This is a genomic window from Kitasatospora sp. NBC_00458 (assembly GCF_036013975.1).
Lineage (GTDB): Bacteria > Actinomycetota > Actinomycetes > Streptomycetales > Streptomycetaceae > Kitasatospora.
The window spans coordinates 4,452,149-4,477,281 of sequence record NZ_CP107904.1 but is presented as its reverse complement, the minus strand read 5'-3'; the positions used below and the strand labels follow the sequence as shown (position 1 = coordinate 4,477,281).

At 72.3% G+C, this 25,133-nt stretch carries 18 protein-coding genes, 1 tRNA gene and 2 pseudogenes; 11 read left to right on the top strand and 10 right to left on the bottom strand.

The window, feature by feature from the left end; all coding sequences use genetic code 11:
* Window positions 1-125: 125 nt before the first annotated feature.
* Both clpB and OG550_RS18375 read right to left on the bottom strand, forming a co-directional pair.
* Complete coding sequence (gene clpB, locus OG550_RS18380; protein ID WP_327678908.1) at window positions 126-2,732, bottom strand: ATP-dependent chaperone ClpB; 2,607 nt, start codon at window positions 2,730-2,732, stop codon at window positions 126-128.
* Window positions 2,733-2,993: 261 nt separating this feature from the next.
* A pseudogene (locus OG550_RS18375) lies at window positions 2,994-3,899 on the bottom strand (LysR family transcriptional regulator); the annotation flags it as partial.
* Window positions 3,900-3,969: 70 nt separating this feature from the next.
* Here OG550_RS18375 and OG550_RS18370 point away from each other — a divergent pair.
* From OG550_RS18370 to OG550_RS18345, 6 genes are all read left to right on the top strand, one after another.
* Window positions 3,970-5,100, top strand: a complete 1,131-nt coding sequence (locus OG550_RS18370; RefSeq protein WP_327678906.1) for a TDT family transporter — start codon at window positions 3,970-3,972, stop codon at window positions 5,098-5,100.
* Between the two features lie 712 nt (window positions 5,101-5,812).
* On the top strand, window positions 5,813-6,856 hold the full coding sequence (locus OG550_RS18365; protein ID WP_327678904.1) for a helix-turn-helix transcriptional regulator: 1,044 nt from the start codon (window positions 5,813-5,815) through the stop codon (window positions 6,854-6,856).
* A complete protein-coding gene (locus OG550_RS18360) occupies window positions 6,843-7,769 on the top strand; it encodes a LuxR C-terminal-related transcriptional regulator (RefSeq protein ID WP_327678902.1) in 927 nt (308 codons plus the stop codon). The genes OG550_RS18365 and OG550_RS18360 overlap by 14 nt, the downstream gene beginning before the upstream one ends.
* Window positions 7,762-8,730, top strand: coding sequence for a LuxR C-terminal-related transcriptional regulator (locus OG550_RS18355; protein ID WP_327678900.1), 969 nt, complete (start codon window positions 7,762-7,764; stop codon window positions 8,728-8,730). Before OG550_RS18360 ends, OG550_RS18355 begins: the two co-directional genes overlap by 8 nt.
* Window positions 8,723-9,694: a LuxR C-terminal-related transcriptional regulator gene (locus OG550_RS18350; protein WP_327678898.1), complete on the top strand. Its 972-nt coding sequence runs from the start codon at window positions 8,723-8,725 to the stop codon at window positions 9,692-9,694. Before OG550_RS18355 ends, OG550_RS18350 begins: the two co-directional genes overlap by 8 nt.
* The gene (locus OG550_RS18345) at window positions 9,687-10,685 is read left to right on the top strand and encodes a LuxR C-terminal-related transcriptional regulator (protein WP_327678897.1); all 999 of its coding nucleotides are present in this window, start codon (window positions 9,687-9,689) and stop codon (window positions 10,683-10,685) included. Before OG550_RS18350 ends, OG550_RS18345 begins: the two co-directional genes overlap by 8 nt.
* Before the next feature lie 7 nt (window positions 10,686-10,692).
* Here the strand turns inward: OG550_RS18345 and OG550_RS18340 are convergent, their stop codons facing one another.
* The 6 genes from OG550_RS18340 to dnaK form a co-directional block, all read right to left on the bottom strand.
* Window positions 10,693-11,319, bottom strand: coding sequence for a hypothetical protein (locus OG550_RS18340; protein WP_093861139.1), 627 nt, complete (start codon window positions 11,317-11,319; stop codon window positions 10,693-10,695).
* A 512-nt stretch (window positions 11,320-11,831) separates the two neighbouring features.
* Window positions 11,832-12,836, bottom strand: a complete 1,005-nt coding sequence (locus OG550_RS18335) for a helix-turn-helix domain-containing protein (protein WP_327678894.1) — start codon at window positions 12,834-12,836, stop codon at window positions 11,832-11,834.
* A 194-nt stretch (window positions 12,837-13,030) separates the two neighbouring features.
* Window positions 13,031-13,558 (bottom strand): heat shock protein transcriptional repressor HspR, encoded by a 528-nt coding sequence (locus tag OG550_RS18330; protein ID WP_327678892.1) that lies wholly within the window; start codon window positions 13,556-13,558, stop codon window positions 13,031-13,033.
* A gap of 7 nt (window positions 13,559-13,565) precedes the next feature.
* The gene (dnaJ, locus tag OG550_RS18325; RefSeq protein WP_327678890.1) at window positions 13,566-14,717 is read right to left on the bottom strand and encodes a molecular chaperone DnaJ; all 1,152 of its coding nucleotides are present in this window, start codon (window positions 14,715-14,717) and stop codon (window positions 13,566-13,568) included.
* Window positions 14,718-14,860: 143 nt separating this feature from the next.
* Window positions 14,861-15,505: a nucleotide exchange factor GrpE gene (gene grpE / locus OG550_RS18320; RefSeq protein ID WP_327678888.1), complete on the bottom strand. Its 645-nt coding sequence runs from the start codon at window positions 15,503-15,505 to the stop codon at window positions 14,861-14,863.
* Window positions 15,502-17,340, bottom strand: a complete 1,839-nt coding sequence (gene dnaK / locus OG550_RS18315) for a molecular chaperone DnaK (protein WP_327678886.1) — start codon at window positions 17,338-17,340, stop codon at window positions 15,502-15,504. Before dnaK ends, grpE begins: the two co-directional genes overlap by 4 nt.
* 461 nt (window positions 17,341-17,801) lie before the next feature.
* Here dnaK and OG550_RS18310 point away from each other — a divergent pair, with 461 nt between their 5' ends.
* From OG550_RS18310 to OG550_RS18295, 4 genes and pseudogenes are all read left to right on the top strand, one after another.
* Entirely contained in the window at window positions 17,802-20,021 is a 2,220-nt protein-coding gene (locus tag OG550_RS18310) for a (Fe-S)-binding protein (protein ID WP_327678884.1), read from the top strand.
* Between the two features lie 356 nt (window positions 20,022-20,377).
* Window positions 20,378-21,451: pseudogene (locus tag OG550_RS18305) on the top strand (sugar phosphate nucleotidyltransferase); the annotation flags it as partial.
* Window positions 21,452-21,665: 214 nt separating this feature from the next.
* A complete protein-coding gene (locus OG550_RS18300; protein ID WP_327678882.1) occupies window positions 21,666-22,676 on the top strand; it encodes a Yip1 family protein in 1,011 nt (336 codons plus the stop codon).
* 153 nt (window positions 22,677-22,829) lie between these two features.
* On the top strand, window positions 22,830-23,720 hold the full coding sequence (locus tag OG550_RS18295) for a metal-dependent hydrolase (protein WP_327678880.1): 891 nt from the start codon (window positions 22,830-22,832) through the stop codon (window positions 23,718-23,720).
* A 132-nt stretch (window positions 23,721-23,852) separates the two neighbouring features.
* On the opposite strand, the gene dcd is transcribed toward OG550_RS18295, so the two are convergent.
* Together dcd and OG550_RS18285 are read right to left on the bottom strand one after the other, a co-directional pair.
* Entirely contained in the window at window positions 23,853-24,428 is a 576-nt protein-coding gene (dcd, locus tag OG550_RS18290; RefSeq protein WP_327678878.1) for a dCTP deaminase, read from the bottom strand.
* An 82-nt stretch (window positions 24,429-24,510) separates the two neighbouring features.
* A complete protein-coding gene (locus OG550_RS18285) occupies window positions 24,511-24,747 on the bottom strand; it encodes a hypothetical protein (RefSeq protein ID WP_327678876.1) in 237 nt (78 codons plus the stop codon).
* Between the two features lie 267 nt (window positions 24,748-25,014).
* On the opposite strand from OG550_RS18285, the gene OG550_RS18280 reads away from it, so the two are divergent.
* Window positions 25,015-25,088 (top strand) — tRNA-Gly (locus OG550_RS18280).
* Window positions 25,089-25,133: the final 45 nt, after the last annotated feature.

Here is a 25,133-nt window from a genome sequence, read left to right as displayed (position 1 = left end):
GGCGGCCCCCGGTGACCGGCCCCGGTCACCGGGGGTGTACAAGGGCCGGTCACGGGGGGTGCGCGGGGTCCGGCCACCGGGGGCTCCGGGGGCCGGACGACCGGGTCGGGGGGCGCCCCGCGGCGCTACTTCTCCAGCGGTCCGCGGGCCCGGACGGTGAGGCGGTCGGCGTCCTCGTCCCGCTCGACCAGGACGGTGTCGCCGTCGTGCACCAGGCCGGCCAGGATCGCCTTGGCGAGCTGGTCGCCGATCGCCGACTGCACCAGCCGGCGCAGCGGCCGGGCGCCGTACGCCGGGTCGTAGCCGGTGAGCGCCAGCCAGTCGCGGGCGGCCTCGGAGACGTCCAGGGTGAGCCGCCGCTCGCGCAGCCGGTCGCCGAGCCGGGCCACCTGGAGGTCGACGATCCTGGTCAGCTCGGCGGTGCCGAGCGGGTCGAAGACCACGATGTCGTCGAGGCGGTTGAGGAACTCCGGCTTGAACGCGGCCCGCACCGAGTTCAGGACCAGGTCCTTCTTCCGCTCCTCCGGGGTGGTCGGGTCCACCAGGAACTGGGAGCCCAGGTTGGAGGTGAGGATCAGGATCGCGTTGCGGAAGTCGACCGTGCGGCCCTGGCCGTCGGTGAGCCGGCCGTCGTCCAGCACCTGGAGCAGGACGTCGAAGACCTCGGGGTGGGCCTTCTCCACCTCGTCCAGCAGCACCACGCTGTACGGGCGGCGGCGGACGGCCTCGGTGAGCTGGCCGCCCTCCTCGTAGCCGATGTACCCGGGCGGGGCGCCGACCAGGCGGGAGACGGAGTGCTTCTCGCCGTACTCGCTCATGTCGATGCGGACCATGGCCCGCTGGTCGTCGAAGAGGAAGTCGGCCAGGGCCTTGGCGAGTTCGGTCTTGCCGACGCCGGTGGGGCCGAGGAAGAGGAAGGACCCGGTCGGGCGGTCCGGGTCGGCGATGCCGGAGCGGGTGCGCCGGACCGCGTCCGAGACGGCCTGGACGGCCTCCGCCTGCCCGATCAGTCGGCGCCCCAACTCCTCTTCCATGCGCAGGAGTTTGGCGCTCTCGCCCTCCAGCAGGCGGCCGGCCGGGATGCCGGTCCAGGAGGCGACCACGTCGGCCACGTCGTCCGGGCCGACCTCCTCCTTGACCATCGAGGCGGAGTTGTCCTGCCCGGCGGCGCGCTCCTGGGCGTCGGTGAGCTCCTTCTCCGCGGCCGGGATCTCGGCGTACATCAGCTTGGAGGCGCGCTCGAAGTCGCCGTCCCGCTGGGCGCGTTCGAGCGCACCGTGCAGGTCGTCCAGCTGCTCCTTGAGTTCGCCGACCCGGTTCAGGCTCTTCTTCTCCTGCTCCCACCGGGCGGTGAGTACGCTCAACTGCTCGTTCTTGTCGGCGAGATCGCGGCGCAGCCTGGCCAGCCGGTCGACCGAGGCCGGGTCCGACTCCTTCTCCAGGGCCAGCTCCTCCATCCGCAACCGGTCGACGGAGCGCTGGAGTTCGTCGATCTCGACCGGCGAGGAGTCGATCTCCATCCGGAGCCGGGAGGCCGCCTCATCGACCAGGTCGATCGCCTTGTCGGGGAGGAAGCGGGAGGTGATGTACCGGTTGGAGAGCGTCGCCGCCGCGACCAGCGCGGCGTCCGCGATCTGCACCTTGTGGTGCGCCTCGTAGCGGCCCTTGAGGCCGCGCAGGATGGCGATCGAGTCCTCGACGCTGGGCTCGCCGACCAGCACCTGCTGGAAGCGCCGCTCCAGCGCCGGGTCCTTCTCGATCCGCTCGCGGTACTCGTCCAGCGTGGTGGCGCCGACCATCCGCAGCTCGCCGCGGGCCAGCATCGGCTTGAGCATGTTCCCGGCGTCCATCGCGGAGTCGCCGCCGGCGCCCGCGCCGACCATGGTGTGCAGCTCGTCGATGAAGGTGACGACCTGGCCGTCGCTCTGCTTGATGTCGTTCAGGACGGCCTTCAGCCGCTCCTCGAACTCGCCGCGGTACTTGGCGCCGGCCACCATCGCGCCGAGGTCCAGGGCGACCAGGCGCTTGCCGCGCAGCGACTCCGGCACGTCGCCGGCCACGATCCGCTGGGCCAGGCCCTCGACGACGGCGGTCTTGCCGACGCCGGGCTCGCCGATCAGCACCGGGTTGTTCTTGGTCCGCCGGGAGAGCACCTGGACCACCCGGCGGATCTCCTGGTCCCGGCCGATCACCGGGTCGAGCTTGCCGTCCCGGGCGGCCTGGGTGAGGTCGGTGCCGTACTTCTCCAGCGCCTTGTAGGTGCCCTCCGGGTCCGGCGAGGTGACCTTACCGCTGCCCCGGACGTCCTTGAACGCGGCCAGCAGCGCCTTGGGGGTGGCGCCCTGCTGCACCAGCAGCTCGGCGACCGGACCGCCCTCGGCGGCCAGGCCGACCAGCAGGTGCTCGGTGGAGACGTACTGGTCGTCGAGGTCGTCGGCGCGCTTGCCGGCCTCGGTCAGCACCGCCAGGGTGTCGCGGGCCAGCTGCGGCGCCGCGACGGTCGAGCCCATCGCGCTGGGCAGCCCGGCCAGCAGGCGGCGGGCCTCGGCCTCGATCCGCGGAACGTCCGCGCCGACCGCCTCCAGCAGCGGCCTGGCGATGCCCTCGGGCTGTTCCAGCAGGGCGGTCAGGATGTGCACCGGCTTGACGTCCGGGTTCCCCGAGCCCCCGGCCTGCCGGATCGCGGCGGACAGGGCGTCCTGCGTCTTGGTGGTGAACTTGCTGGCGTCCACTGCTGGGGTTTCCTCCCTTGTCGTGCGCTGATTCTGCCGTCTACAGCATGCACTAAGTTGAGTCTATTCCGCTCAACTTTCGGATGAACGATCGGGGCGGGTGCGCGGGGCGGGCTTCCGGGCCCCCGCGGCCGTGGCTCCTGCGGCCGGCGGCACCGGCTGCCGCGCACCGGCCGCCCGCTGCGCGGCGGCCGCCTGCCGCGACCCCGTCGCCAGGCGCGGACCCGTGGCCAGCCGTGCCCCGGCCGCCCGCCGCGGGCCGGCCGTGCGCCGGGTCAGCGTCAGCAGCTCCCGGGCCGGACCGCTCGGCCGCCGGCCAGCCGGCCACACCGCCCGCAGCGGCCGCCGCAGGTCCAGCCCGTCCGCCAGCGGCACCTCCACCAGCCGCCGGGTCGCCAGCTCCTCCACCACCGCCAGCTCGCTCAGGCAGACCGGCCCCGCGCCGGTCATCGCCGCCGCCTTCAGCGCCGTCGAGGAGGCCAGCTCCAGCCGCGGCCGCGCCGCGCCCCCGTACGGCGCCAGCGCCATCTCCAGCACCTCCCTGGTCCCCGAACCGGGCTCGCGCAGCACCAGCGGCGTCTGGGCCAGCTCCGCCGCGGTCAGCGGGGAGCGGCGGCGCGCCCAGGGGTGGTCCGGCGCGACCACGACCACCAGCCGGTCGGCCGCCACCACCGCGCCGGCCAGCCCGGGCGGGGTGGACGGTCCCTCGACGAACCCGAGGTCGGCGTCCCCGGCCAGGACGTGCCCGGCCACGTCCGCCGAGTTCGCGGTGCGCAGCGTCACGGCCGTCCCCGGGCTGGTCTCGTGCAGCGCCAGCAGCCACCCGGGCATCAGGTACTCGGCGACGGTCAGGCTGGCCACCACCACCAGCCGGGCGTCCCGGCGCTCCCGCAGCGCGTCGATGCCGGCGTCCAGCGCCTGCGCGGCCTCCACCACCTGCCGCGCCCACTCGACCACCAGCCGGCCCGCCTCGGTCGGCCGGGAGCCCCGCGGGGACCGGTCCAGCAGCGGGACGCCGATCTGCCGCTCCATGCCCTTGATCCGGGCACTGGCGGTCGGCTGGCTCACCCCCAGCTCGGCCGCCGCCCGGCCGACGCTGCCCAGCCGGGCCACCGCGAGCAGCAGCTCCAGTGCACCGAGTTCGGGGACGCGCGGGGAGAGGGCCATAGATTCAGGCTATGTCCTCATAGGGCAGGCGGCGCTACCGGCCGGGGGCGGCCCGGGAGACGGTGGTGCCATGGCCACCCTGATCAGCCCCCGTCCGAGCACCCGCCCCCGTCCCCGCCTCCGCCCGTCGGACCGCGTCCGCCGCCTCGACCTCTCACAGCTCGGGCCCAACTGGTACGCGGTGGTCATGGGGACCGCGATCATCGGCAACGGCGCGGCCGCCCTCCCGCTCCGGCTGCCCGGCCTGATCGGCTTCGGCGAGCTGATGTGGGCGCTCGGACTGGCCGGCCTGCTGCTGCTCGGCTCCGCCCGGCTGGTCCACCTGACCCGCCACCGGGAGGCCGCCCGCGCCCAGCTGCTCGACAACCCGGCCACCGCCGTCTTCTACGGCTGTCCGCCGATGGCACTGCTCTCGGTCGGGCTCGGCACCCTGACCCTCGGCTCGCGCGTCATCGGCACCGGTCCGGCCGTCGCCCTCGACGCCGTCCTCTGGACGGTGGGCACCGGGTACGCGCTGCTGGTCGCGGTCGGCATCCCGTACCTGATGATCACCCGGCACGCGGTCTCCCCGCTGCAGGCCAACCCGACCTGGCTGCTGCCGGTGGTCGCCCCGCTGGTGGCCTCCGCCAGCGGTCCCGCGCTGATCCCGCACCTGCCCGCCGGCACCGCCCGGCAGACCCTGCTCTACGGCTGCTGCGCGCTGTTCGGGGTCGGGCTGCTCGCGACGCTGGCGCTGCTGCCGGTGGTGCTCACCGGCCTGGTGCACAGCAAGCTGCCCACCCTGGTGCTCACCCCCTCGCTGTTCCTGGTGCTCGGCCCGCTCGGCCAGTCCACCACCGCCGTCCACCAGCTCGCCGACGCCGCAGGCCCGGTGACCCCCGCGGTCGCGCCGGTCGCCCTCGCCCTCGCCGAGCTGTACGGGGTGGCGGTGCTCGGCGTCGCGATGCTCTGGCTGGTCCTCGCCGCCGCCGCCAACCTGCGCGCCCGGCGGGCCGGCATGCCGTTCGCGATGACCTGGTGGGCGTACACCTTCCCGGTGGGGACCTGCGTCACCGGCGCCGCCGCGCTCGCCCGGCACACCGGCTTCCCCGGGTTCACCGGGCTCGCCACCGGCCTGTTCGTGCTGCTGCTCGCCCTCTGGGCCCTCGCCGCCGCCGGGACGGCGGCCGGACTGGCCGGCGGGCGGCTGCTGGCCCGCTGAGCCCGGGGGCCGGCGGGCGCGACGGCGGGCACGACGGCGGGCTCCCGTCCGGCGCCCGGCCGGCTCCGGTTCGTCCCCGCGCGGTTCCGGTTCGTCGTCACCCGGCCTCGCGGCGTTCCCGTCCGGATCCGCCCGGTTACCGAGCGAACACGGCCGGACCGGGCGGCGGTTGTCCGCCACCGACCGGCCGACCGGTTGAATTCCCGCCGTCGCACCTCTCTGACCTGGGCATTCGCAGAAACCGGAAGCGGCCGCCCGCACATCCGGCGGCACCGGCGGTGCAGGTTCCTGCAATTGCGAGAACATGCAGTCGGGCGGCACTTGTTCACCGGCCGTCACGCTGTGAGGGTGGAGTCACGCCAGGTCGCCCGGGCACCGCAGCCCGATGACGGTGACTTGCTCTTCATTACTGGATGCGACCGGTACGTCCGCACGTGCCTGCATATCGGGGGGAAGAGCGCCGGCCGGGACGCCATGTGTGGTGATGGCCCCCGGGACCGGAGCCGGCGAGGCGTTGCTGCTCCGCCTCGCAGGAAGCGCTGTGACCATGGCGTACGACCGGCGGCCCCCGGGCCCGCGTGCGACGGCACCCGGAGTCCGGGGGCCCGCCGGTTCCCAGTACCGTGATCCCGCCCGGCGGACGTGCGCGGCGACCGCGCACGGCGCGCGGGGGAGCACACATCCGCGAGACATCCGGCAGGGAGCGTTCGACGTGACGTTCGAGGAGACGGCGGATCCGGCGACCGCTCCGGAGACCGGCACCGGGGCGGACGCCGTCCCCGGCCCGGCCGCGTCCGGCGGCGAGCCCGACGAGGCCGCCCGCCGGCTCTACCTCGCCATCCTGGCCGACGGCGGCCGCGTCCCCGTCGCCGACGTCCCCGAACCGGACCGGCCCGCCCTGCGCCAGCTCGTCGCCATCGGCCTGTTGATGCCCAACCCGATCGACGCCTGCTACACCGCCGTCAGCCCGCGCTCGGTCAGCGACCGCCTCGGCACCGAACTCCGCAGCGAGGCCACCCGCCTGCTCGTCCGCGCCGAGAGCCTGCCCGGCACCCTCGACGCCCTCACCCGCGCGTACGACGCGATGCCCCGCCCGCCCCAGCGCTCCGGCGGCGCCGTCTACATCGAGGGCCACACCCACATCCGGCACCGCATCTCCCAGCTGGTCTCCGACTGCCGCACCGAGGTCCTCACCGCCCAGCCCGGCCACCGGCCCGCCGACGCGCTCCAGGGCGCACTCGTCCAGGACGTCCAGCTCCTGCAGCGCGGCTGCACCCTGCGGACCATCTACCAGCCCGTCTCGATCTCCGAACCCGCCGCCCTCGCCTACGCCGAGGAGGTCACCCGGTACGGCTCGCTGATCCGGACCCTGGACGAGCCGTTCCAGCGTCTGATGATCTTCGACCGCTCGGTCGCGGTGATCTCCGCGAGCGACGACCACAGCACCGCGGCCTTCATCACCGACCGCGCCGCGATCGCCTTCATCGTCAACGCCTTCGAACGCGACTGGGCCCGCGCCGACGCCACCGACTGGACCGCCGCGCTCACCCACGGCCCCGCCCACAACACCCACAACGCCCCCGACCGGGTCGGGCGGCTGCTCGCCCGCGGCCTCACCCAGCGCGCCGTCGCCACCCGGCTCGGCCTCAGCGAACGCACCGTCGCCGCCCACATCTCCCGCCTGCGCGACCGGTACGGGGCGCAGACCCTGTTCCAGCTCGGCTGGCTGATGCGGGGCGGCCGTGGCGACGGATGAGCCCACCGCGGCCGAACGCTCCCTCTACCTGACCGCGCTGGCCAACGGCGGCCGGCTCGCCCCCGCCGACCTGGCGCACGCCGACCCGGCCGCCCTGCGGCGGCTGCTCGCCCTCGGCCTGCTCATCCGCACGGCCGCCGGGTGCACCGCCGTCAGCCCGCGCTCGGCCGGCGACCGGCTGGGCGCCGAACTGCGCACCGAGGCCACCCGCCTCCTCGTCCGCGCCGAAGGGCTCCCCGCCGCCCTCGCCACCCTCACCGACGCCTACGACGCCGCACAGCACCCCGCCGCCGAAGGCACCCGGGTCGTGGGCCGCGACGCCATCCGGCACCGCATCTCCCTCCTGCTCGACGACTGCCGGCAGGAACTCCTCGCCGCCCAGCCGGGCCTGCGCCTCGCCTCCACCCTGCAACTGGCCCTGCGCCAGGAGCTCCCCCTCCTGAAGGCCGGCCGCCGCATCCGGACCGTCTACCAGCCCGCGGCCTGCCACCAGCCGGCCGTGATCGACTACGCGGAGGCCGTCACCCGCCACGGCTCGCAGATCCGCGTCCTGGACGAACCCTTCGACCGCATGATCATCGTCGACCGGGCGGCGGCGGTCGTCTCCGTCGACCCGGACCACACCGCCGCCGCGTTCATCACCGACCGGGCCACCGTGGCGTCCCTGGTGGCCGTCTTCGAACGCGACTGGGGCCGCGCCACCGCCGTGGACTGGTCCGGTCCCGGCCCCCACCCCACCACGGCCCGCGTCGGCCACCTGCTCGTCCAGGGGCTCACCCAGCGCGCCGTCGCCACCCGGCTCGGCCTCAGCGAGCGGACGGTGGCCGCTCACATCTCCCGCCTACGGAACCGCCACGGCGCCCGGAACCTCTTCCAACTCGGTTGGCAGATGCGAGGGGAGGGTCATGGCTGAACACGACATCCGACTGCCGGGCGAGGCCGCCCGCGAGCTGTACCTGACGATCCTGCGCGAGGGCGGCCGCCTCCGCATCGCCGACGTCCGGGAGGAGGACGCCGACGGTGTGCGGCAGTTGGTCGACACCGGCCTGCTCCACCTGCGCGTCGCGGACGGCATCTACAGCGCGGTGAACCCCCGTGCCGTCGGCGAACGGATCGGCGCCGAACTGCGCAACGAGAGCACCCGGCTGCTCGCCCGGGCCGCAGCCGTCCCGGACCTGCTCGACGACCTGACCCAGGCCTACGACGCCGCTCCCCGCCGCTACGACCTCGTGGGCGGGGTCCGGCGGATCGCCGGGATGGAACAGATCCGGCACCTCGTCTCACAGCTCATCGAGGACCACCCGAGGGAGAGTTGGGCCGCCCAGCCCGGCGGAGCACGGCCCCGCGAGCACATGCGGGACGCGCTGGAGCACACCCGCCGCTTCGCCGCGCGCGGAGGCGTCATCCGCACCATCTACGAACCGGCCGCACGCCAGGACCAGGCGACCGCCGAGTACGCGGCGCGGTCGACGGAACTGGGCTGCCCGGTCCGGGTCCTGGCCGTCCCCTTCGACCGTGTCCTGATCTTCGACCGCACGGTTGCCCTCATCCCGGCGGCACCGGACAACACCGTCGCGGCGCTCGTGGAGGACCCGGCGGTGGTGGCCTTCCTGGTGAACGCCTACGAGCAGCACTGGCAGCAGGCGGAGGGCGTCAACTGGGCTGCGCTGGCGGCGGGTACGGCCGATCCGGCCGCGGTGCACGAGCAGGTGGGGCGGCTGCTCGCGCAGGGTCTGACCCAGCGGACGGTCGCCTCCCGTCTGGGGCTGAGCGAGCGGACGGTGGCCGGTCACATCGCCCGGCTGCGGGAGCTCCACGACGCGGAGACGCTGTTCCAGCTCGGCTGGCAGATGAGGGGAGCCCGTGATGCCTGAGCCGGGGGCCGACCTCCTGCTGAGCGAGGACTGCCACGCCTTCTACCTGGCAGTCCTCGGAAACGGCGGGACCGTCAGGGCAGCCGATCTCGACCAGGCCGACGAGGCGTCGCTCGCCGTACTGCTCGATCTCGGCCTGGTCGTACCGAGGGTGGAGGACGCGGGCTACGCCGCGGTGAACCCGCGCGCGGCGATCGGACGTCTCGCCGCAGGAATGCGTGCCGCCAGCAGCAGGCTGTTGGCCGACGCGGACGAGTCGTCCAGGTGGCTGGCCGAACTCGCCGCCGCCTACGACGCCGCGCCGCATCGGGTGTACCGCTCGGGCAGGTTCCTGCACACGGAGGGCTTCGGCTCGATCCGGCACAGGCTGGCCCAGCTCGACGCCGAGTGCGAGACCGAACTCCTCGCCGCCCAGCCGGGCGGAGCCCGTCCGGCCGAGGGGCTTCCGGACGCACTGGCGAGGCTCAGGCGCCTCGCGGACGGAGGCGGGACGGCCCGCGGCCTCTACGAGCCGGGGGCCGAGACGGATCGGGCGACCAGCGAGTTCGCCGCCGCGGCGACCGAGATCGGCTGCCGGTACCGCGTCCTGGGCGAGTCGTTCCAACGAGTGCTGATCTACGACCGTCGCGTGGCGGTCATCCCCGCGTCGGACGACAACAGCAGCGCGGCCTTCATCGAGGATCCCGCGGTGGTCGCCTTTCTGGTGGAGTCCTTCGAACGGGACTGGCAGCGCGCCGACCGGGTGCGGTGGAAGGCACACGTCCCCGATGCCGAACCGGGCCGTGAGCCGCGCACGCAGGTCGCCCGGCTGCTCGCGCAGGGTCTGACCCAGCGGACGGTCGCCTCGCGTCTGGGGCTGAGCGAGCGGACGGTGGCCGGCCACATCGCCCGGCTGCGGGAGCTCCACGACGCGGAGACGCTGTTCCAGCTCGGTTGGCAGATGAGGGGAGCCCGCGATGCCTGATTCCCGGACACCGTCCGACGTACTGACGGCCGCGCTGCCGGACGACGCGGCGCGGGTGTTCTACCTCGCGGTCCTCCGCGAGGGCGGCCGGATCCGGGCCGCCGAGGTGGACCCGGGGGACCAGGGCGCGCTGGAGGCGCTGCTCCGCCTGGGCCTGCTGGTGTCGCACGCCCTGGACTCGTCGTACGTGGCCGTGAGCCCGCGGGCGCTCGCCGACCACGTGGCGGCGGACCTGCGGGCGGAGGGGGTCAGGCTGCTGCAGCAGTCCGAGCGGCTGCCGGACCGTCTGGACGAACTCATCCAGGCCTACGAACGCACCTCGCGCCACCTCGACGTGACGGGAGGGGTGGAGCACGTCGAGGGGGTGCCGGAGATCCGCTCGCTGCTGACCTGCCTCGCGAAGGAGTACCCGCACGAGTCCATGACCATGCAGCCGGGAGGCGCCCGTCCGGCCGACGTCATCGCGGACATGCTCCACCACACCACCGCCTACCTGCGCAGGGGCGGCAGCATCCGGACGATCTACCAGCCGCCGGCCAGGCTCGACCCGGCCACGGTCGGCTACGCCGCGGAGGTCACGCGACTCGGTTGCGCGATCCGGATGCTGGCCGCCGACTTCACCCGTCTGGTGATCTTCGACCGCTCGGTGGCGGTGCTGCCGGAGGGCGCCGACGGGACGAAGGCGGTGCTGGTGACCGATCCCGCCGTGGTGGCGTTCCTGGTGGACACCTTCGAGCAGCACTGGCAGCACGCCGAAGGCGTCAACTGGGCCGCGCTGGCCGCCGGTACGGCCGACTCCGCGGTGCACGAGAAGGTCGGCCGGCTGCTCGCCCAGGGGCTGACCCAGCGGACGATCGCCTCACGGCTGGGGCTGAGCGAGCGGACGGTGGCCGCGCACATCTCCCGGCTCCGGGAGATGTACGACGCGGAGACGCTGTTCCAGCTCGGATGGCAGATGCGCGGAGCCCGGGCGGGGGAGCCCGGTGCGTGAGCCGCGATCAGCCGGTGGCCGCGCCGGTGGGCCAGTAGCCGGTCGGGCCGACGGCGGGGGGCTGCTGGCGGGGGACGGTGAACTGCTCGCCGGGGGCGGTCCAGAAGCCCTCGCGCAGGGAGAGCGCCATGCCGGCCCAGTCGAGGGCGGTCTCCACGGTGTGGTGGAGGGCCTCCTGGGACCAGGTGTCGTCGAAGACCAGCGGCAGGACGGGGGCGACCTGCTCGATGGTGGCGATCAGCGGGTTGTGGGTGATGGCCTCGTCGACGAGCAGGACGATCGGCTTCCGCAGCGCCGACGCCCAGCCCAGCTCCAGGCTGACTCCGGCCGACAGGGGCGCGCCGACGTAGGCGAAGACCAGGTCGGCGGACTGCAGCGCGCGGAAGTCCGACGGCACGCGCGGCTCGGGGGCGCGGCCGGCCACGGTCCACGCGTCGCTGTGGTGAGCGCTGTACACGGCGGCGCCACTGCGGAGGAGGGTGGTGCGGAGGGTCGTCAGCCGCGTCCGGCTGGCGAGCGTCACCACACTGTCCGCCGGCCCGGTCAGCCGCATGAGCGGCGCGGCCAGGAAGACTCGTGCACGCCGGCCCTCAGGGGCCTGGCTGTCGTGGTGACGCAGGTAGGGCTCGGTCATGTCGACTCCGGGGGGGAGTAGTCGGCGAGAGGAGGGCGTATCCGACTGGCCTGTGGGTTGTGGTGAGGTGATCAGCAAGGTCGGGTCGAGCAGTCGCTGACCGAAATTGAATGTACATAGGCAACGAATCGACCTGACCCGTCGACAGCGAACTGATCGTCCATCTGTTGCGATGCCGTGGTCCAGCGGCGCCAGATGTCATCTCGCTGCATGGCAGCGAGATGACACACTCCCCGGCCTATCCATACTGTTGTGCGGTAGGACAGGATCTATCCTGTACTGGCCGTCTGGTGAAGGTTTGCCGTATCTCGCTGAAGGGAGTGCTGTCGTGCGCTACGCGCGTCGCCTCATTGTCTCTGCGCTCCTTATAGGCCTTGCGCTGTTTTTCGGATCCTCGCTCGACGACTCGGACAGTGGTTGGCAGGGCCCGAACCCCACGACGGTGGCACTGTCCATGTCGGACAGTGGCTGGCAGTAGACCGCAGTGGGGCTTGTCCGCCGCGTAGGCCTGCTCAGGTGATCGAGCCGGCCCCGCCTTCCTGCTGGGCGAGTTTCCAGCCCAGCTGGAACAGCGTGTCGACTCCGTGATCCTCTCGCATCTCGGCTATGTGCCGGGCCAGAGTTCTTTCGCTGAGCCCGAGATTTCTCGCGATGACGCGATGGCCGATGCCTTGGAGCATGAGCCTGACGACTTGGCGCCTCAGGCTGGAGAGCACCTGCGGAGGCACCTCGCGACTGCCGGGAAACGGGATCGCCCGTTCCCACAGGGCGTCGAATGTCTGGACGAGATACGTCACGACCGCTGTGTCCCTGATGAATGCGGCCATGGTCATGTCCTCGCTGGCCGGAATGATGGCGACTTTGCGGTCGATCACGATCATGACGCTGAATGGCTCGTCCAGTGTGCGGACATGACTGCCTTCATGGGTCATGGTCTCGACGTACTCAAGCGTAGGGCTGGAATATCGCGCACTCGGTTGGTAAATGGTCCGGATCGTGCCGCCGCGCTGCAGTACGCCCAAGTCCCGCTCCATGGCGGTGCGGACGGTCTCCGGCCTGCGTCCGCCGCCGGGCTGGGCGGTCAGCAGCTCCGTTGAGCAGCGCTCGACCAGGGCGCCGAGACGCTGATTGATCAGCACTTTTCCGCTGATGTATTCGATCGGGCCGCCCGTCTCGGGTTTCCTGGTGTGCTCGTTGTAGGCGTCGCCCAGGTCTTGTAGTTCGCTGACCAGATGGGCGGAACGGGAGAGCAGTTGTAGTGCTTTCCGCTGCCAGGTGGCGCTGAGTGCCGTTGACAGTCGATTGGGGTCTGCCACCACGAGGGATTGGTGATCGTCCAAGTCCTGCACAAGCAGACCGAGTTCCAGTAGTTCCCGAACCTCCGACTTCGCGTCTTCTTGTGCGTCGGCGGTCAAACGCCCGCCGGAATGCACTGCGGCCAGGTAGAGCTTTCGCGCGTTGTCGGAGAGGACCTGCTCCCCGGGGTGGAAGTCGTCCCCGTTGGCGACTGGGCTCACTTGTAGCTCCTCTCCACGTCAGGTCCCGAGCAGCGCCTGGTAGCCACTGAGCTTTACGGATGATATGCAATCGGCGTGCTCCGCTGTGGCGGTTGCTCCGGGCGAACCCACTTGCGCACTCTCTCACCAAACGCCGCGCCGCCGGCACCCCCCGACCAGAGGGAAACCGGCGGCGGGCGGCCGTCGTGCGGGGGTCAGCGCCGGGGGCGCCAGACCACCAGGGCGCTGGAGTGCGGGGTGGGCGGCTGGTAGGGGACCAGGTCGCGGCGGTAGGAGGCGTGGATGGTGGCCTCGCGCTGCTGGAGGGCGGTGGCCGCGCCTTCGAGGGAGTCGGCCAGTTCGGCGACCCGGGACTGCAGGGCGGCGACCTGGTTCTCCAGCTCGATGATCCGCTTGATCCCTGCCAGGTTGATGCCCTCGTCCTGGGAGAGCCGCTGGACCTCGCGCAGCTGCTGGATGTCGCGGGCCGAGTAGCGCCGGCCGCGGCCGGCGGTCCGGTCGGGGCAGACCAGGCCGAGGCGGTCGTACTGGCGGAGGGTCTGCGGGTGCAGGCCGGAGAGCTCGGCGGCCACCGAGATCACGTAGACCGGGGTGTCCTCGGTCAGGACGTACTGGGGCTGCGGGGCGGCCCGGCGGGCACGCGGGGTGCCGCTGCCGGGGAGTCCCTCGCCGATGCCGGGGCCGATCGGGCCGTGGCCCGCGCCGGTGTTGTCGGGGATCATCTGGTCGTCACGCTCCCTTCGCCGCTCGGAACAGGGCGGCTCGCGGGTCGTCGGAGGCGGTGGCCTCGCGGTACTGCTCCAGGGCGGTCAGCGCGTCTCCGGTGACGTGCTGGGGCACCACGACCTCCACGGTGACCAGGAGGTCTCCGCGGGTGCCGTCCTTGCGGGTGGCGCCCTTGCCCCGGGCCCGCAGGGTCAGGCCGTTGGCGCTGCCCGGCGGGAGCTTGAGCTTCACCGAGGGTCCGTTGAGGGTCGGCACCTCGATGGTGCCCCCCAGCGCGGCTTCGGGGAAGGTGACCGGGACGGTCACGGTCAGGTTGTCGCCCTTCCGCCCGAAGACGGGGTGTGCGTCGACGTGCACGGTGACGTAGAGGTCGCCGGGCTGGCCGCCGCGTTCGCCCTGCGCGCCCTTGCCCTTGAGGCGGATGCGCTGGGCGTCCTGGACGCCGGCCGGGATCCGGACCTGCATGGTGCGGGCGGAGCTGGCCCGGCCGCTGCCGTGGCAGTCGGTGCACGGGTCGTCGACGATCATGCCGCGGCCGCGGCAGTCCCGGCAGGGCTCGGAGAGGGCGAAGGCGCCCTGGCCGCGGCTGACGGTGCCGGAGCCGACGCAGGTGGGGCAGACCCGGGGGGTCGTGCCGGCCTTGGCGCCGGTGCCGTTGCAGAGGCGGCAGGGGGCCTGGCTGGTCATCCGGAGCGGGACGGTGGCGCCGTCGACGGCCTCCTCGAAGGAGAGCGTCACCTCGGTCTCGACGTCGGCGCCGCGCCGGGGCTGGGCCTGCCGGGTGCCGCCGCGGTTGAACAGGCCGCCGAAGACGTCGCCGAGGCCGCCGCCGCTGCCGGTCTGGTTGCCGTTGAACAGGTCGCCGAAGTCGAAGCTGTAGTTGCCGTTGCCGGGGGCCCCGGCGCGGAAGCCGCCGTTGGCGAAGAGGCTGCGGGCCTCGTCGTACTCCTTGCGGCGCTTCTCGTCCGAGAGGACGTCGTAGGCCTCGGAGATGTCCTTGAACCGCTCCTCGGCCGCGGCGTCGCCCTTGTTGGCGTCGGGGTGGAACTCGCGCGCCAGCTTGCGGTAGGTCTTCTTGATCTCGGTGGCGGTGGCGTCCTTGGGCACGCCGAGGACCTTGTAGTAGTCCTTCTCCACGTAGTCCTTGCCGCTCATGGCTCGCGCCACCTCCCGAGGTCCATCGTCACAGAGCTGTCAACGGGCCGGCCGTGGCCCGTCGACAGTGCGCTGCGGAGCCGGCCGCCGTACTGGCCGGCGTTCGACTCCGCAGCGCACGGGTTGTCAGCTGTCACCGCTGGTCAGCTGTCCGAGCCACCGTCGGCCTGGTCCTTCTTCTCGCCGCCCTTGGCGGTGTCGGCGTCCGGGCCGGACGTGGTCTGGGTGCCCGGCTGGGGCTCCGCGACCGCGACCATCGCCGGGCGGATGATCCGCTCGCCGATCCGGTAGCCGGGCTGGAGGATCTGGACGCAGGTGTCCTCGGTGACCTCCGAGGAGTAGCTGTGCATCAGCGCCTCGTGCATGGTCGGGTCGAAGGGCTCGCCCTCCTTGCCGAACTGCTGCAGGCCCAGCTTGGCGACGACGGTCTCCAGCGACTCGGCGACGGACTTGAAGCCGCCGGTCACCTCGCCGTGGTCGCGGGCGCGGCCGATGTCGTCCAGGACCGGGATCAGCGACTCCAGGATGTTGGAGACGGCGATCTCGCGGACCGTCAGCCGGTCGCGCTCGACCCGCTTCCGGTAGTTCTGGTACTCGGCCTGGAGGCGCTGGAGGTCACCGGTCCGCTCGGCCAGCTCGCGCTTGGCCGTGGCGAGGTCGTCCGACCCGCCGGCCGCGGCGGAGGCCTGGTCGGCACCGGCCGCGGCGGCCTCCTCGGCAGCCTTGATCACGGCCTCCTCGGCGGCGGAGTCGTCGCCGGGCTCAGCACCCTGCGGCTTCTCCGTCATGCCGCACCGCCCTTGGGCTTCTCGTCGTCCACGATCTCGGCGTCGACGACGTCGTCGTCCTTGGCACCGGCGGCGTCACCGGCCGGGGCGGCGCCGGCGGCGTCGGCGTTGGCGTAGAGCGCCTGGCCGAGCTTCTGCGCGGTGGTGGACACCTTCTCGGAGGCCTCGCGGATCTTCGCGATGTCGTCGCCCTTCAGGGCCTCCTTGAGCTCGCCGATGGCGGTCTCGACCTCGGCCTTGACGTCGGCCGGCAGCTTGTCGGCGTTGTCGGCGATGAACTTCTCGGTGGAGTACACGAGCTGCTCGGCCTGGTTGCGGGTCTCCACGGCCTCGCGGCGCTTGTGGTCCTCCTCCGCGTACTGCTCGGCCTCGCGCATCATGCGCTCGATGTCGTCCTTCGGCAGCGCGGAGCCGCCGGTGACGGTCATCTTCTGCTCCTTGCCGGTGCCGAGGTCCTTGGCGCCGACGTGCATGATGCCGTTGGCGTCGATGTCGAAGGTGACCTCGATCTGGGGCAGGCCGCGGGGGGCCGGCGGCAGGCCGGTCAGCTCGAACATGCCGAGCTTCTTGTTGTACGCCGCGATCTCGCGCTCGCCCTGGTAGACCTGGATCTGCACGGACGGCTGGTTGTCCTCGGCCGTGGTGAAGATCTCGGAGCGCTTGGTCGGGATCGTGGTGTTGCGCTCGATCAGCTTGGTCATGATGCCGCCCTTGGTCTCGATGCCGAGGGACAGCGGGGTGACGTCGAGCAGCAGGACGTCCTTGACCTCGCCCTTGAGGACGCCGGCCTGGAGCGCGGCGCCGATGGCGACGACCTCGTCCGGGTTGACGCCCTTGTTGGCGTCCTTGCCGCCGGTCAGCTCGCGGACGAGCTCGGCGACGGCCGGCATGCGGGTCGAGCCGCCGACGAGGACGACGTGGTCGATCTCGGAGAGGGCGATGCCCGCGTCCTTGATCACGTTGTGGAACGGGACCTTGCAGCGCTCCAGCAGGTCCGAGGTGAGCTGCTGGAACTGGGCGCGGGTGAGCTTCTCGTCCAGGTGCAGCGGGCCCTCGGCGGAGGCCGTGATGTAGGGCAGGTTGATCGAGGTCTCGGAGGACGAGGACAGCTCGATCTTGGCCTTCTCGGCGGCCTCGCGCAGACGCTGCAGGGCCATCTTGTCCTTGGACAGGTCGACGCCGTGGCCGGCCTGGAAGACCTTCACCAGGTGGTCGACGACCTTCTGGTCCCAGTCGTCGCCACCGAGGTGGTTGTCACCGTTGGTGGCCTTCACCTCGACGACCCCGTCGCCGATCTCCAGCAGGGAGACGTCGAAGGTGCCGCCGCCGAGGTCGAAGACCAGGATGGTCTGGTCGTCCTTGTCCAGGCCGTAGGCCAGGGCGGCCGCGGTCGGCTCGTTGACGATGCGCAGGACGTTGAGGCCCGCGATCTCACCGGCCTCCTTGGTGGCCTGGCGCTCGGAGTCGGAGAAGTACGCCGGGACGGTGATGACGGCGTCGGTGACGGTCTCACCCAGGTAGGCCTCGGCGTCCCGCTTCAGCTTCTGCAGCACGAAGGCGCTGATCTGCTGGGGGTTGAAGTCCTTGCCGTCCAGGCCGATCTTCCAGCTGGTGCCCATGTGGCGCTTGACCGAGCGAATGGTGCGGTCCACGTTGGTGACCGCCTGGCGCTTGGCCACCTCGCCGACGAGCACCTCGCCGTTCTTGGCGAAGGCGACGACGGACGGCGTGGTCCGAGCGCCCTCGGCGTTCGTGATGACGGTGGGCTCGCCACCCTCCAGAACGCTGACGACCGAGTTCGTCGTGCCGAGGTCGATGCCGACCGCGCGTGCCATCGTAGATACCTCCACGGAAGAGTTGAGCTTTACGGGCTCAAGGATGCACGACGGGCCGGGGAGCGTCAACAGGGATGAGTCCGACCCGCTCAACTTTGCTGAGCCGGATTTTCGCCGGAGGGCCCGCGGTGGCCGCCCGGGCCGGGGCGGCCACCTCTTCGGAGGCCGCTTCGGAGGTCGGCCCGGAGGTCGGCCCGGGGGCCGGTTCGGGGGCCGATGCGGGGGCCGATGGGGTCTCCCGGGGGCCGTCCGGGAGGGGGTCCCGTGCGGCGGGTGGTGGCCGTGGGGTGCACTTGGCGGGTGGCAGGGTGCACTTACGTGACTGCCGCCATACCTTGAGCATCTTCAGGAGAAGAGTTGGCGAGCGGTAATGTCCGGCCCGTCGGTGCTGGAAGTTACCGGCGAGTACACTCACCCCCGAGAGTCTGCAACCCCAGCAAGCCGCAGGAGACGGAGAGCCGATGCAGCTAGCAGCGATCGTCATCTCGCTGGTCACGTTCGTGGTCGGCACCGCGCTCGCCGCCCGTGCGGCGCTGTACATCTACCGGGTGGTGCGGACCGGCCAGCCGGACGCGACCCGGTTCGGGCAGCCCGCCCAGCGCGCCAAGACCGTGGCGGTCGAGTTCGTCGGCCACACCCGGATGAACCGCTGGGGCGTCGTCGGCGTCGCCCACTGGTTCGTCGCGGTCGGCTTCTTCACGCTCGGCCTGACCCTGCTGACCGCCTTCTTCCAGCTGTTCGACGCCGAGTTCGTGCTGCCGGTGCTCGGCGGCTGGCTGCCCTACGAGCTCTTCACCGAGCTGGTCGGCACCTTCACCACCCTCGGCATCGCGGCGCTGATCGTGATCCGCCTGCTCAGCCTGCCCGGCCGGGCGGGCCGCAAGTCCCGCTTCGCCGGCTCGATCGCCTGGCAGGCCTTCTACGTCGAGTACACGATCCTCGGCATCGGCCTCTGCATCATGATCCTGCGCGGCCTGGAGGGCGCGCTGGAGCAGGTCGGCTCGTACGAGGCGAAGTACCTGATCTCCTACCCGCTGGTGCTGGCCTTCAAGGGCCTGTCGCACGGCACGCTGGAGAACCTGGTCTACCTCTTCGCGATGCTGAAGATCTGCACCTCCTTCGCCTGGGCGATCACCATCGGCATCAACCCCTCGATGGGCGTCGCCTGGCACCGCTTCCTCGCCTTCTTCAACATCTACTTCAAGCGCGAGGAGGACGGCGGCGTCGCCCTCGGCGAGCTGCGTCCGATGAGCAGCGGCGGGCAGCCGATCGACTTCGAGGACCCGGCCGAGGACGCGGTGTTCGGCGTCTCCCAGGTCGAGCACTTCTCGTGGAAGGGCATCCTCGACTTCTCCACCTGCACCGAGTGCGGCCGCTGCCAGTCGCAGTGCCCGGCCTGGAACACCGGCAAGCCGCTGTCGCCGAAGCTGCTGATCATGAGCCTGCGCGAGCACGCCTTCGCCAAGGCGCCGTACCTGCTGGCCGGCGGCGGCAAGGACGCGGAGGGCGAGGAGCGGGCCACCGCCGAGCAGCTCGCCGGCGTCCCCGCCGCGGCACTGGCCGAGGCCGAGCGCCCGCTGATCGGCACCGCCGAGGAGAACGGCGTCATCGACCCGGACGTGCTGTGGTCCTGCACCACCTGCGGCGCCTGCGTCGAGCAGTGCCCGGTCGACATCGAGCACATCGACCACATCGTCGACATGCGCCGCTACCAGGTCATGATCGAGTCCTCGTTCCCGACCGAGGCCGGGACGATGCTCAAGAACCTGGAGAACAAGGGCAACCCCTGGGGCATGGCCACCAAGGCCCGCCTGGACTGGGTCAAGGAACTCAAGAAGGAGTCCGGCATCGAGGTGCCGGTCATCGGTGAGGACATCGACCCCGCCGAGGTCGAGTACCTCTACTGGGTCGGCTGCGCCGGCGCCCTGGAGGACCGCGCCAAGAAGACCACCAAGGCCTTCGCCGAGCTGCTGCACACCGCCGGCGTGCAGTTCGCCATCCTCGGCAAGGAGGAGTCCTGCACCGGTGACTCCGCCCGCCGCCTCGGCAACGAGTTCCTCTTCCAGATGCTCGGCGCGCAGAACGTCGAGACGCTGAACGCCGCGCTGGAGGACGCCCCGGTCAAGCGGATCGTGGCCACCTGCCCGCACTGCTTCAACACCATCGCCAACGAGTACCCGCAGCTGGGCGGCCACTTCGAGGTCATCCACCACACCCAGCTGCTGCAGCACCTCATCGACGAGGGCAAGCTCGTCCCGGTCAACCCGGTCGAGGGCCTCATCACCTACCACGACCCCTGCTACCTGGGCCGCCACAACAAGGTCTACAGCCCGCCGCGCGAGATCATGGACAAGGTCCCCGGCCTGCGCCAGCAGGAGATGCACCGCCACAAGGAGCGCGGCTTCTGCTGCGGCGCCGGCGGCGCCCGGATGTGGATGGAGGAGCGCATCGGCAAGCGGATCAACACCGAGCGCGTCGACGAGGCACTCTCCCTCAACCCCGACATCGTCTCCACCGCCTGCCCGTTCTGCCTCGTGATGCTCTCCGACTCCGTCAACGGCAAGAAGAACGAGGGCGCGGCCAAGGAGCACCTCAAGGTCGTCGACGTCGCCCAGCTCCTCCTCGACTCGGTCAAGGCGACCCCGCCCGCCGAGGCCGAGGCCGAGACCGTCGACGCCTGAACGGGTCGGCGACGCCTGGACGGGTGACGGGTCGGCGACGCCTGGCCGGGTCGGCGACAGGCCTAACTGGACTGTTCTGACGCCCAGTTGTTCGACAGTTCTGCAACAACCGCCCGGCCCGGCGGGTGCCACGAGCGCCCGCCGGGCCGGGCTTTTCGGGCGCGGACCCGCCGGGCGGCGTGCCAACCGCCGGACCGCCGGGCGGCGTCCCTGTCAGAAGGAAATACAGTAGGCGCCGGACCGGCCCTCGTGCCGGTCGATCCGTTCCGGCTCCCGGAACGGCATTTCTGACCACCGACGGAGGTATCGGCCCGCCGGGCCGGGCCGTAGAGACCACAAGGGGAACAGCGCAGACCATGACCGAGGCGATCATGCTGGTCGGTGGTAAGGGCACGCGACTGCGTCCGCTGACCACCCACACCCCCAAGCCCATGCTGCCCGTGGCAGGCGTCCCGTTCATCGCGCACCAGCTGGCCCGCGCGGCAGCGGCCGGGGTCACCCGTGTGGTGCTCGCGACCTCCTACCTGGCCGAGGTCTTCGAGGACCACTTCCAGGACGGCACCCCGTACGGCATCGAGCTGGTCTACCTGACCGAGCGCGAGCCGCTCGGCACCGGCGGTGCCATCCGCAACGCCGCCACCGGCCTGACCTGCGGCCCCGACGAGCCGGTCCTGGTCTTCAACGGCGACATCCTCTCCGGCGTCGACATCGCCGCCCTGCGCGACGGCCACGTGGCCGCGGGGGCCGACGTCACCCTGCACCTCACCCGGGTGGAGGACCCGCGCGCCTTCGGACTCGTCCCGACCGACGAGCACGGCCGGGTGCTGGAGTTCCTGGAGAAGCCGGAGACGCCGGAGCAGATCGTCACCGACCAGATCAACGCCGGCTGCTACGTCTTCACCCGCTCGGTCATCGACCGCATCCCGGCCGGTCGCGAGGTCTCCGTCGAGCGCGAGACCTTCCCCGAGCTGCTGGCCACCGGCGCGCTGCTGCGCGGCGTCGTGGACACCTCGTACTGGCTGGACCTCGGCACCCCGGCCGCCTTCGTCCGCGGCTCGGCCGACCTCGTGCTCGGCAAGGTCGACTCGCCGGCCGTCCCCGGCCCGACCGGTGACGCACTGCTGCTGCCCGGAGCCACCGTGCACCGCGGCGCGGTGCTGAGCGGCGGCACCGTGGTCTCCGAGGGCGCGGTCGTCGAGGCCGGCGCGATCGTCGAGGGCAGCGTGATCCTGCCCGGCGCGGTCATCGGAGCGGACACCCTGGTCAAGGACTCGATCGTGGGCGCCTTCGCCGCGGTCGGCGAGCGGACCGCGCTGGACGGCGCGGTGATCGGCGACGGCGCGATCGTCGAGCCCGACAACGAACTGCCGAACGGCATCCGGGTCGCCTGCGGCATCCTGCTCCCGGCCGGCGCCGTCCGCACCTCGGCCGGCCCCGGCGGCTGCCCGGCGGGCACCAGCGCCGCGGCGGCGGTGCACGGCCCGAAGGTCAGCGCCCAGCGCTAGCCGCCGGCCGGACGGACGGCCGCCTGCCCCCGGGCCCGCCGGCCGCGCCCGTTGCGGCGGGCGTCACAGGCTCGCTGCAAACCGGACCCGGTCCGGTGCCCGGCCGCCACGGAACCGGCCGGGCGGGTACCTTCGGAACGTGGCTGGCAATCGATACGACAGCGGTCAGGGCGCCGATCCCCGTGGCGGGTGGTCGGCGCCTCCGCCGCAGCAGCAGGCAGCGCCCGGGGGGTACGGGCCGGGGGACGGGCCGGAGTACTTCACCGGCCCGCAGAACGCTCCGCAGCAGGGCCCCTACGCCCCTCAGGGCCCGTACGCCTCCCAGGGCCCCTACGCGCCCCAGGGCCCCGGCCCGGGCGCACCGCGGGCTCCGCACGACCCGTACGCGGCCGACCAGCCGGGCCACACCCGGGCGTTCCCGGCCGGCAGCGACCCGTACGCGGGCGAGCCCTACTACTACGACGAGCACGGCCGGCCCTACCGGGCCCCGTACGGGCAGGAACCCTACGGGCAGGAGCAGGCCCACCCCGACGGGCAGCAGTACGGCGGCCAGGACAACGTCGCCGTCTACCGCGCCGGCGGCCAGTCCGGGCCGCACGCGGCCGGCCCGCGGCCGACCTGGCGCGAGCTGCTGGTCGGCCTCTTCCGCACCCCCACCGCGATCTTCGACCGCACCCGCGACCACCAGGTCTGGCTGCCCGCCGTCACCGTCTCGCTGCTGTACGGCGCCCTCGCCGTGCTCGGCATCGGCATGACCCGCGACGACGTGGTCAACTCGACCTTCACCGTGGCGCTCACCGCGCTGCTCGCGGCGGCGGTCTGCTTCACCCTGGCCGGCGCCATGCTGGGCGCGGTGACGTACGCGCTGGCCCGGCAGTTCGGCGGGGACGGCCCGTGGCAGTCGACCGTCGGCCTCGCCGTGCTGATCGGCTGGACCACCGACGCGCCCCGGCTGCTGCTGGCGCTCGCGCTGCCCGCCGACAACATCGTCGTCCAGGTCGTCGGCTGGGCCACCTGGCTGTTCTGCGCCTTCCTGCTGACCAGCATGGTCCGCCGGATGCACGACCTGCCGTGGGGCAAGGCGGCCGGTGCGGCGGCGCTGCAACTGCTGGCGCTGCTGGTGCTGATCAAGCTGCCGACCCTGGGCTGAGCCCCGCCGCCCCCGCTTCCCCGCCCTCCTCCTCACCTCTCCCGCCTCTCCCGGCCCCCGCGGCCGGGGGAGAATGGTCGACGGGCCCCGCCTACGGGGCCCGTCCGCATTTCCGCACGGCAGTCGCCCACCCTCACCCGCACGGAGCCAGGCATGACCCTCCCCACCACCCACGTCAGCTTCCCGGCCGGGGCGGTGACCGGCGAGTCGACGGTGCTCGCGGTGCACCCGCTGGACGGCGGCCGCCACGCCGTCGTCACCGCGGCCACCCCGTTCCACCCGCTCGACCACACCTGGCCCGACCAGCCGGCCGACCTCGGCACCCTCACCGTCGACGGCACCGACCTGGCCGTCGTCGACTGCCTCACCGGCGCCGTCGGCCCCGAGGGCGGCGAGCTGCTGGTCGGTGCCGACATCCCGGTCCGGCGCGGCGACGAGGAGTGGTCCTGGCTGGTGCTGCACGTCCTGGCGGCGGACCCGGGCGAGGTCGTCGGCCGGAACGCCGTTCTCACCGTCGACGCCGGGCGCCGGGCCGCGCTCAGCGCCTCGCACAGCGGCTGCCACCTGCTGGCCCTGGCCCTCAACGAGGCACTGGCCCCGCGCTGGCGCAAGGACCCGGGCCGCTCCGACGCCTTCGGCCGCCCGGACTTCGACAGCCTCGCCATGGCGAGCTCCGTGATGGACACCGAGGCCAGCACCGACACCTACCGGCTGGGCAAGTCGCTCCGCAAGAAGGGCTTCACCGTCGAGGCCACCGAGGAGTACCCGGCGCTCGCCGAGGCGCTCCCCGCCCTCACCGAGGCCGTCAACCGGCGGCTGGCCGCCTGGGTCGCCGCCGATGCCCCGGTCCGTATCGACGTCCCCGGCCCGGAGCTCACCGCCCGCCGCCAGTGGCACTGCGAGCTGCCCGAGGGCGGGGCGCAGATCGCCTGCGGCGGTACCCACCTGCACCACCTGGGCGAGCTGACCGGGCTCCGCACCGAGCTGCTGCTCTCCGAGGACGGCAGCGAGCTGGTCGCCGTCACCCGCCCGAAGCGGGCCTGACGCACGGGCCGCCGCACCCGCGCGGTGCGCGCGGCGCCCCTGGAACGCCCGTGGGCGGCCACCCCGGTACTCCGGAGTGACCGCCCACGTCGGCGTCTGCTCTGCTGTCGCGCGCCTGCTGCGGCGCGCGTCTCAGGTGGTGGTGCGGTGGAAGTTCAGGTACGAGCGGGACGGCGTCGGGCCGCGCTGGCCCTGGTAGCGCGAGCCGTAGCGCTCCGAGCCGTACGGGTGCTCGGACGGCGAGGAGAGCCGGAACAGGCAGAGCTGCCCGATCTTCATCCCCGGGTAGAGCTTGATCGGCAGCGTCGCGACGTTCGACAGCTCCAGCGTGACGTGCCCGCTGAAGCCCGGGTCGATGAAGCCGGCCGTGGAGTGCGTCAGCAGCCCGAGGCGGCCCAGGCTGGACTTGCCCTCCAGGCGCGAGGCGACGTCGTCCGGCAGCGAGATGACCTCGTAGGTCGACGCCAGCACGAACTCGCCGGGGTGCAGGATGAACGCGTCGTCGCCCTCCGGCTCGACCAGCCGGGTCAGGTCCGGCTGCTCCTCGGAGGGGTCGATGTGCGGGTAGCGGTGGTTCTCGAAGACCCGGAAGAAGCGGTCCAGCCGCACGTCGATACTGGAGGGCTGGATCATCGCGGGGTCGTACGGGTCGATCACGACCCGGCCCTTGTCGATCTCGGTCCGGATGTCCTTGTCAGAGAGCAGCACGCTTCGAGGTTACGTGCACGACGCGGCCCCGGACGAATCGCCCGGGGCCGCACCTGTCACTCCCGTCCCGCGGTCGCCCCTGTCAGGCCAGGAACTCCGCGGCCTCCAGCCGCAGGGCCCGGGCCAGTTGCGGCCCGGACAGCTCCCGCACGTCGGCCAGCACCGAACTCCTCATCCGCCCGCACTGCGGGCAGCGGATCAGCCGCCCGGGCCCGAGCCGGCCCGGCCCGAGATTCTGCATCGGGAACGTGGTGGTGCTGAACAGGTGCCCTTCGGCACAACGAACGACGGCGCGCTGCTCCATCGATCCCCTTCCCATCCTTACCCCGGTACTCACCCGTACTCGTCGCGCCCCGAACGGGCGAAAGCCCCCGGGACCAGCGTCACATTAGGGGATGTTCCGGACATTCCACACCAAGGCTCGCCGCCCCGCGCCCCACCCGCCGCGGCACTCTCACGCGGCCCAAAGAGTACGCCTCCGCCCCCGCCTCCGGCGGCTCCGCCACGACCCCGGGCCACCTGTGCAACGGGTGTCACGCATGGGGTACAGTGAGGGCAGATCGGGCGCTCTCTGACGGCCCGTCAAGCGGGCGTAGTTTAATGGTAGAACATGAGCTTCCCAAGCTTATAGCGCGAGTTCGATTCTCGTCGCCCGCTCCAGCAGTAAAGGCCCAGGTCAGGGGCATGATCCCCGACCCGGGCCTT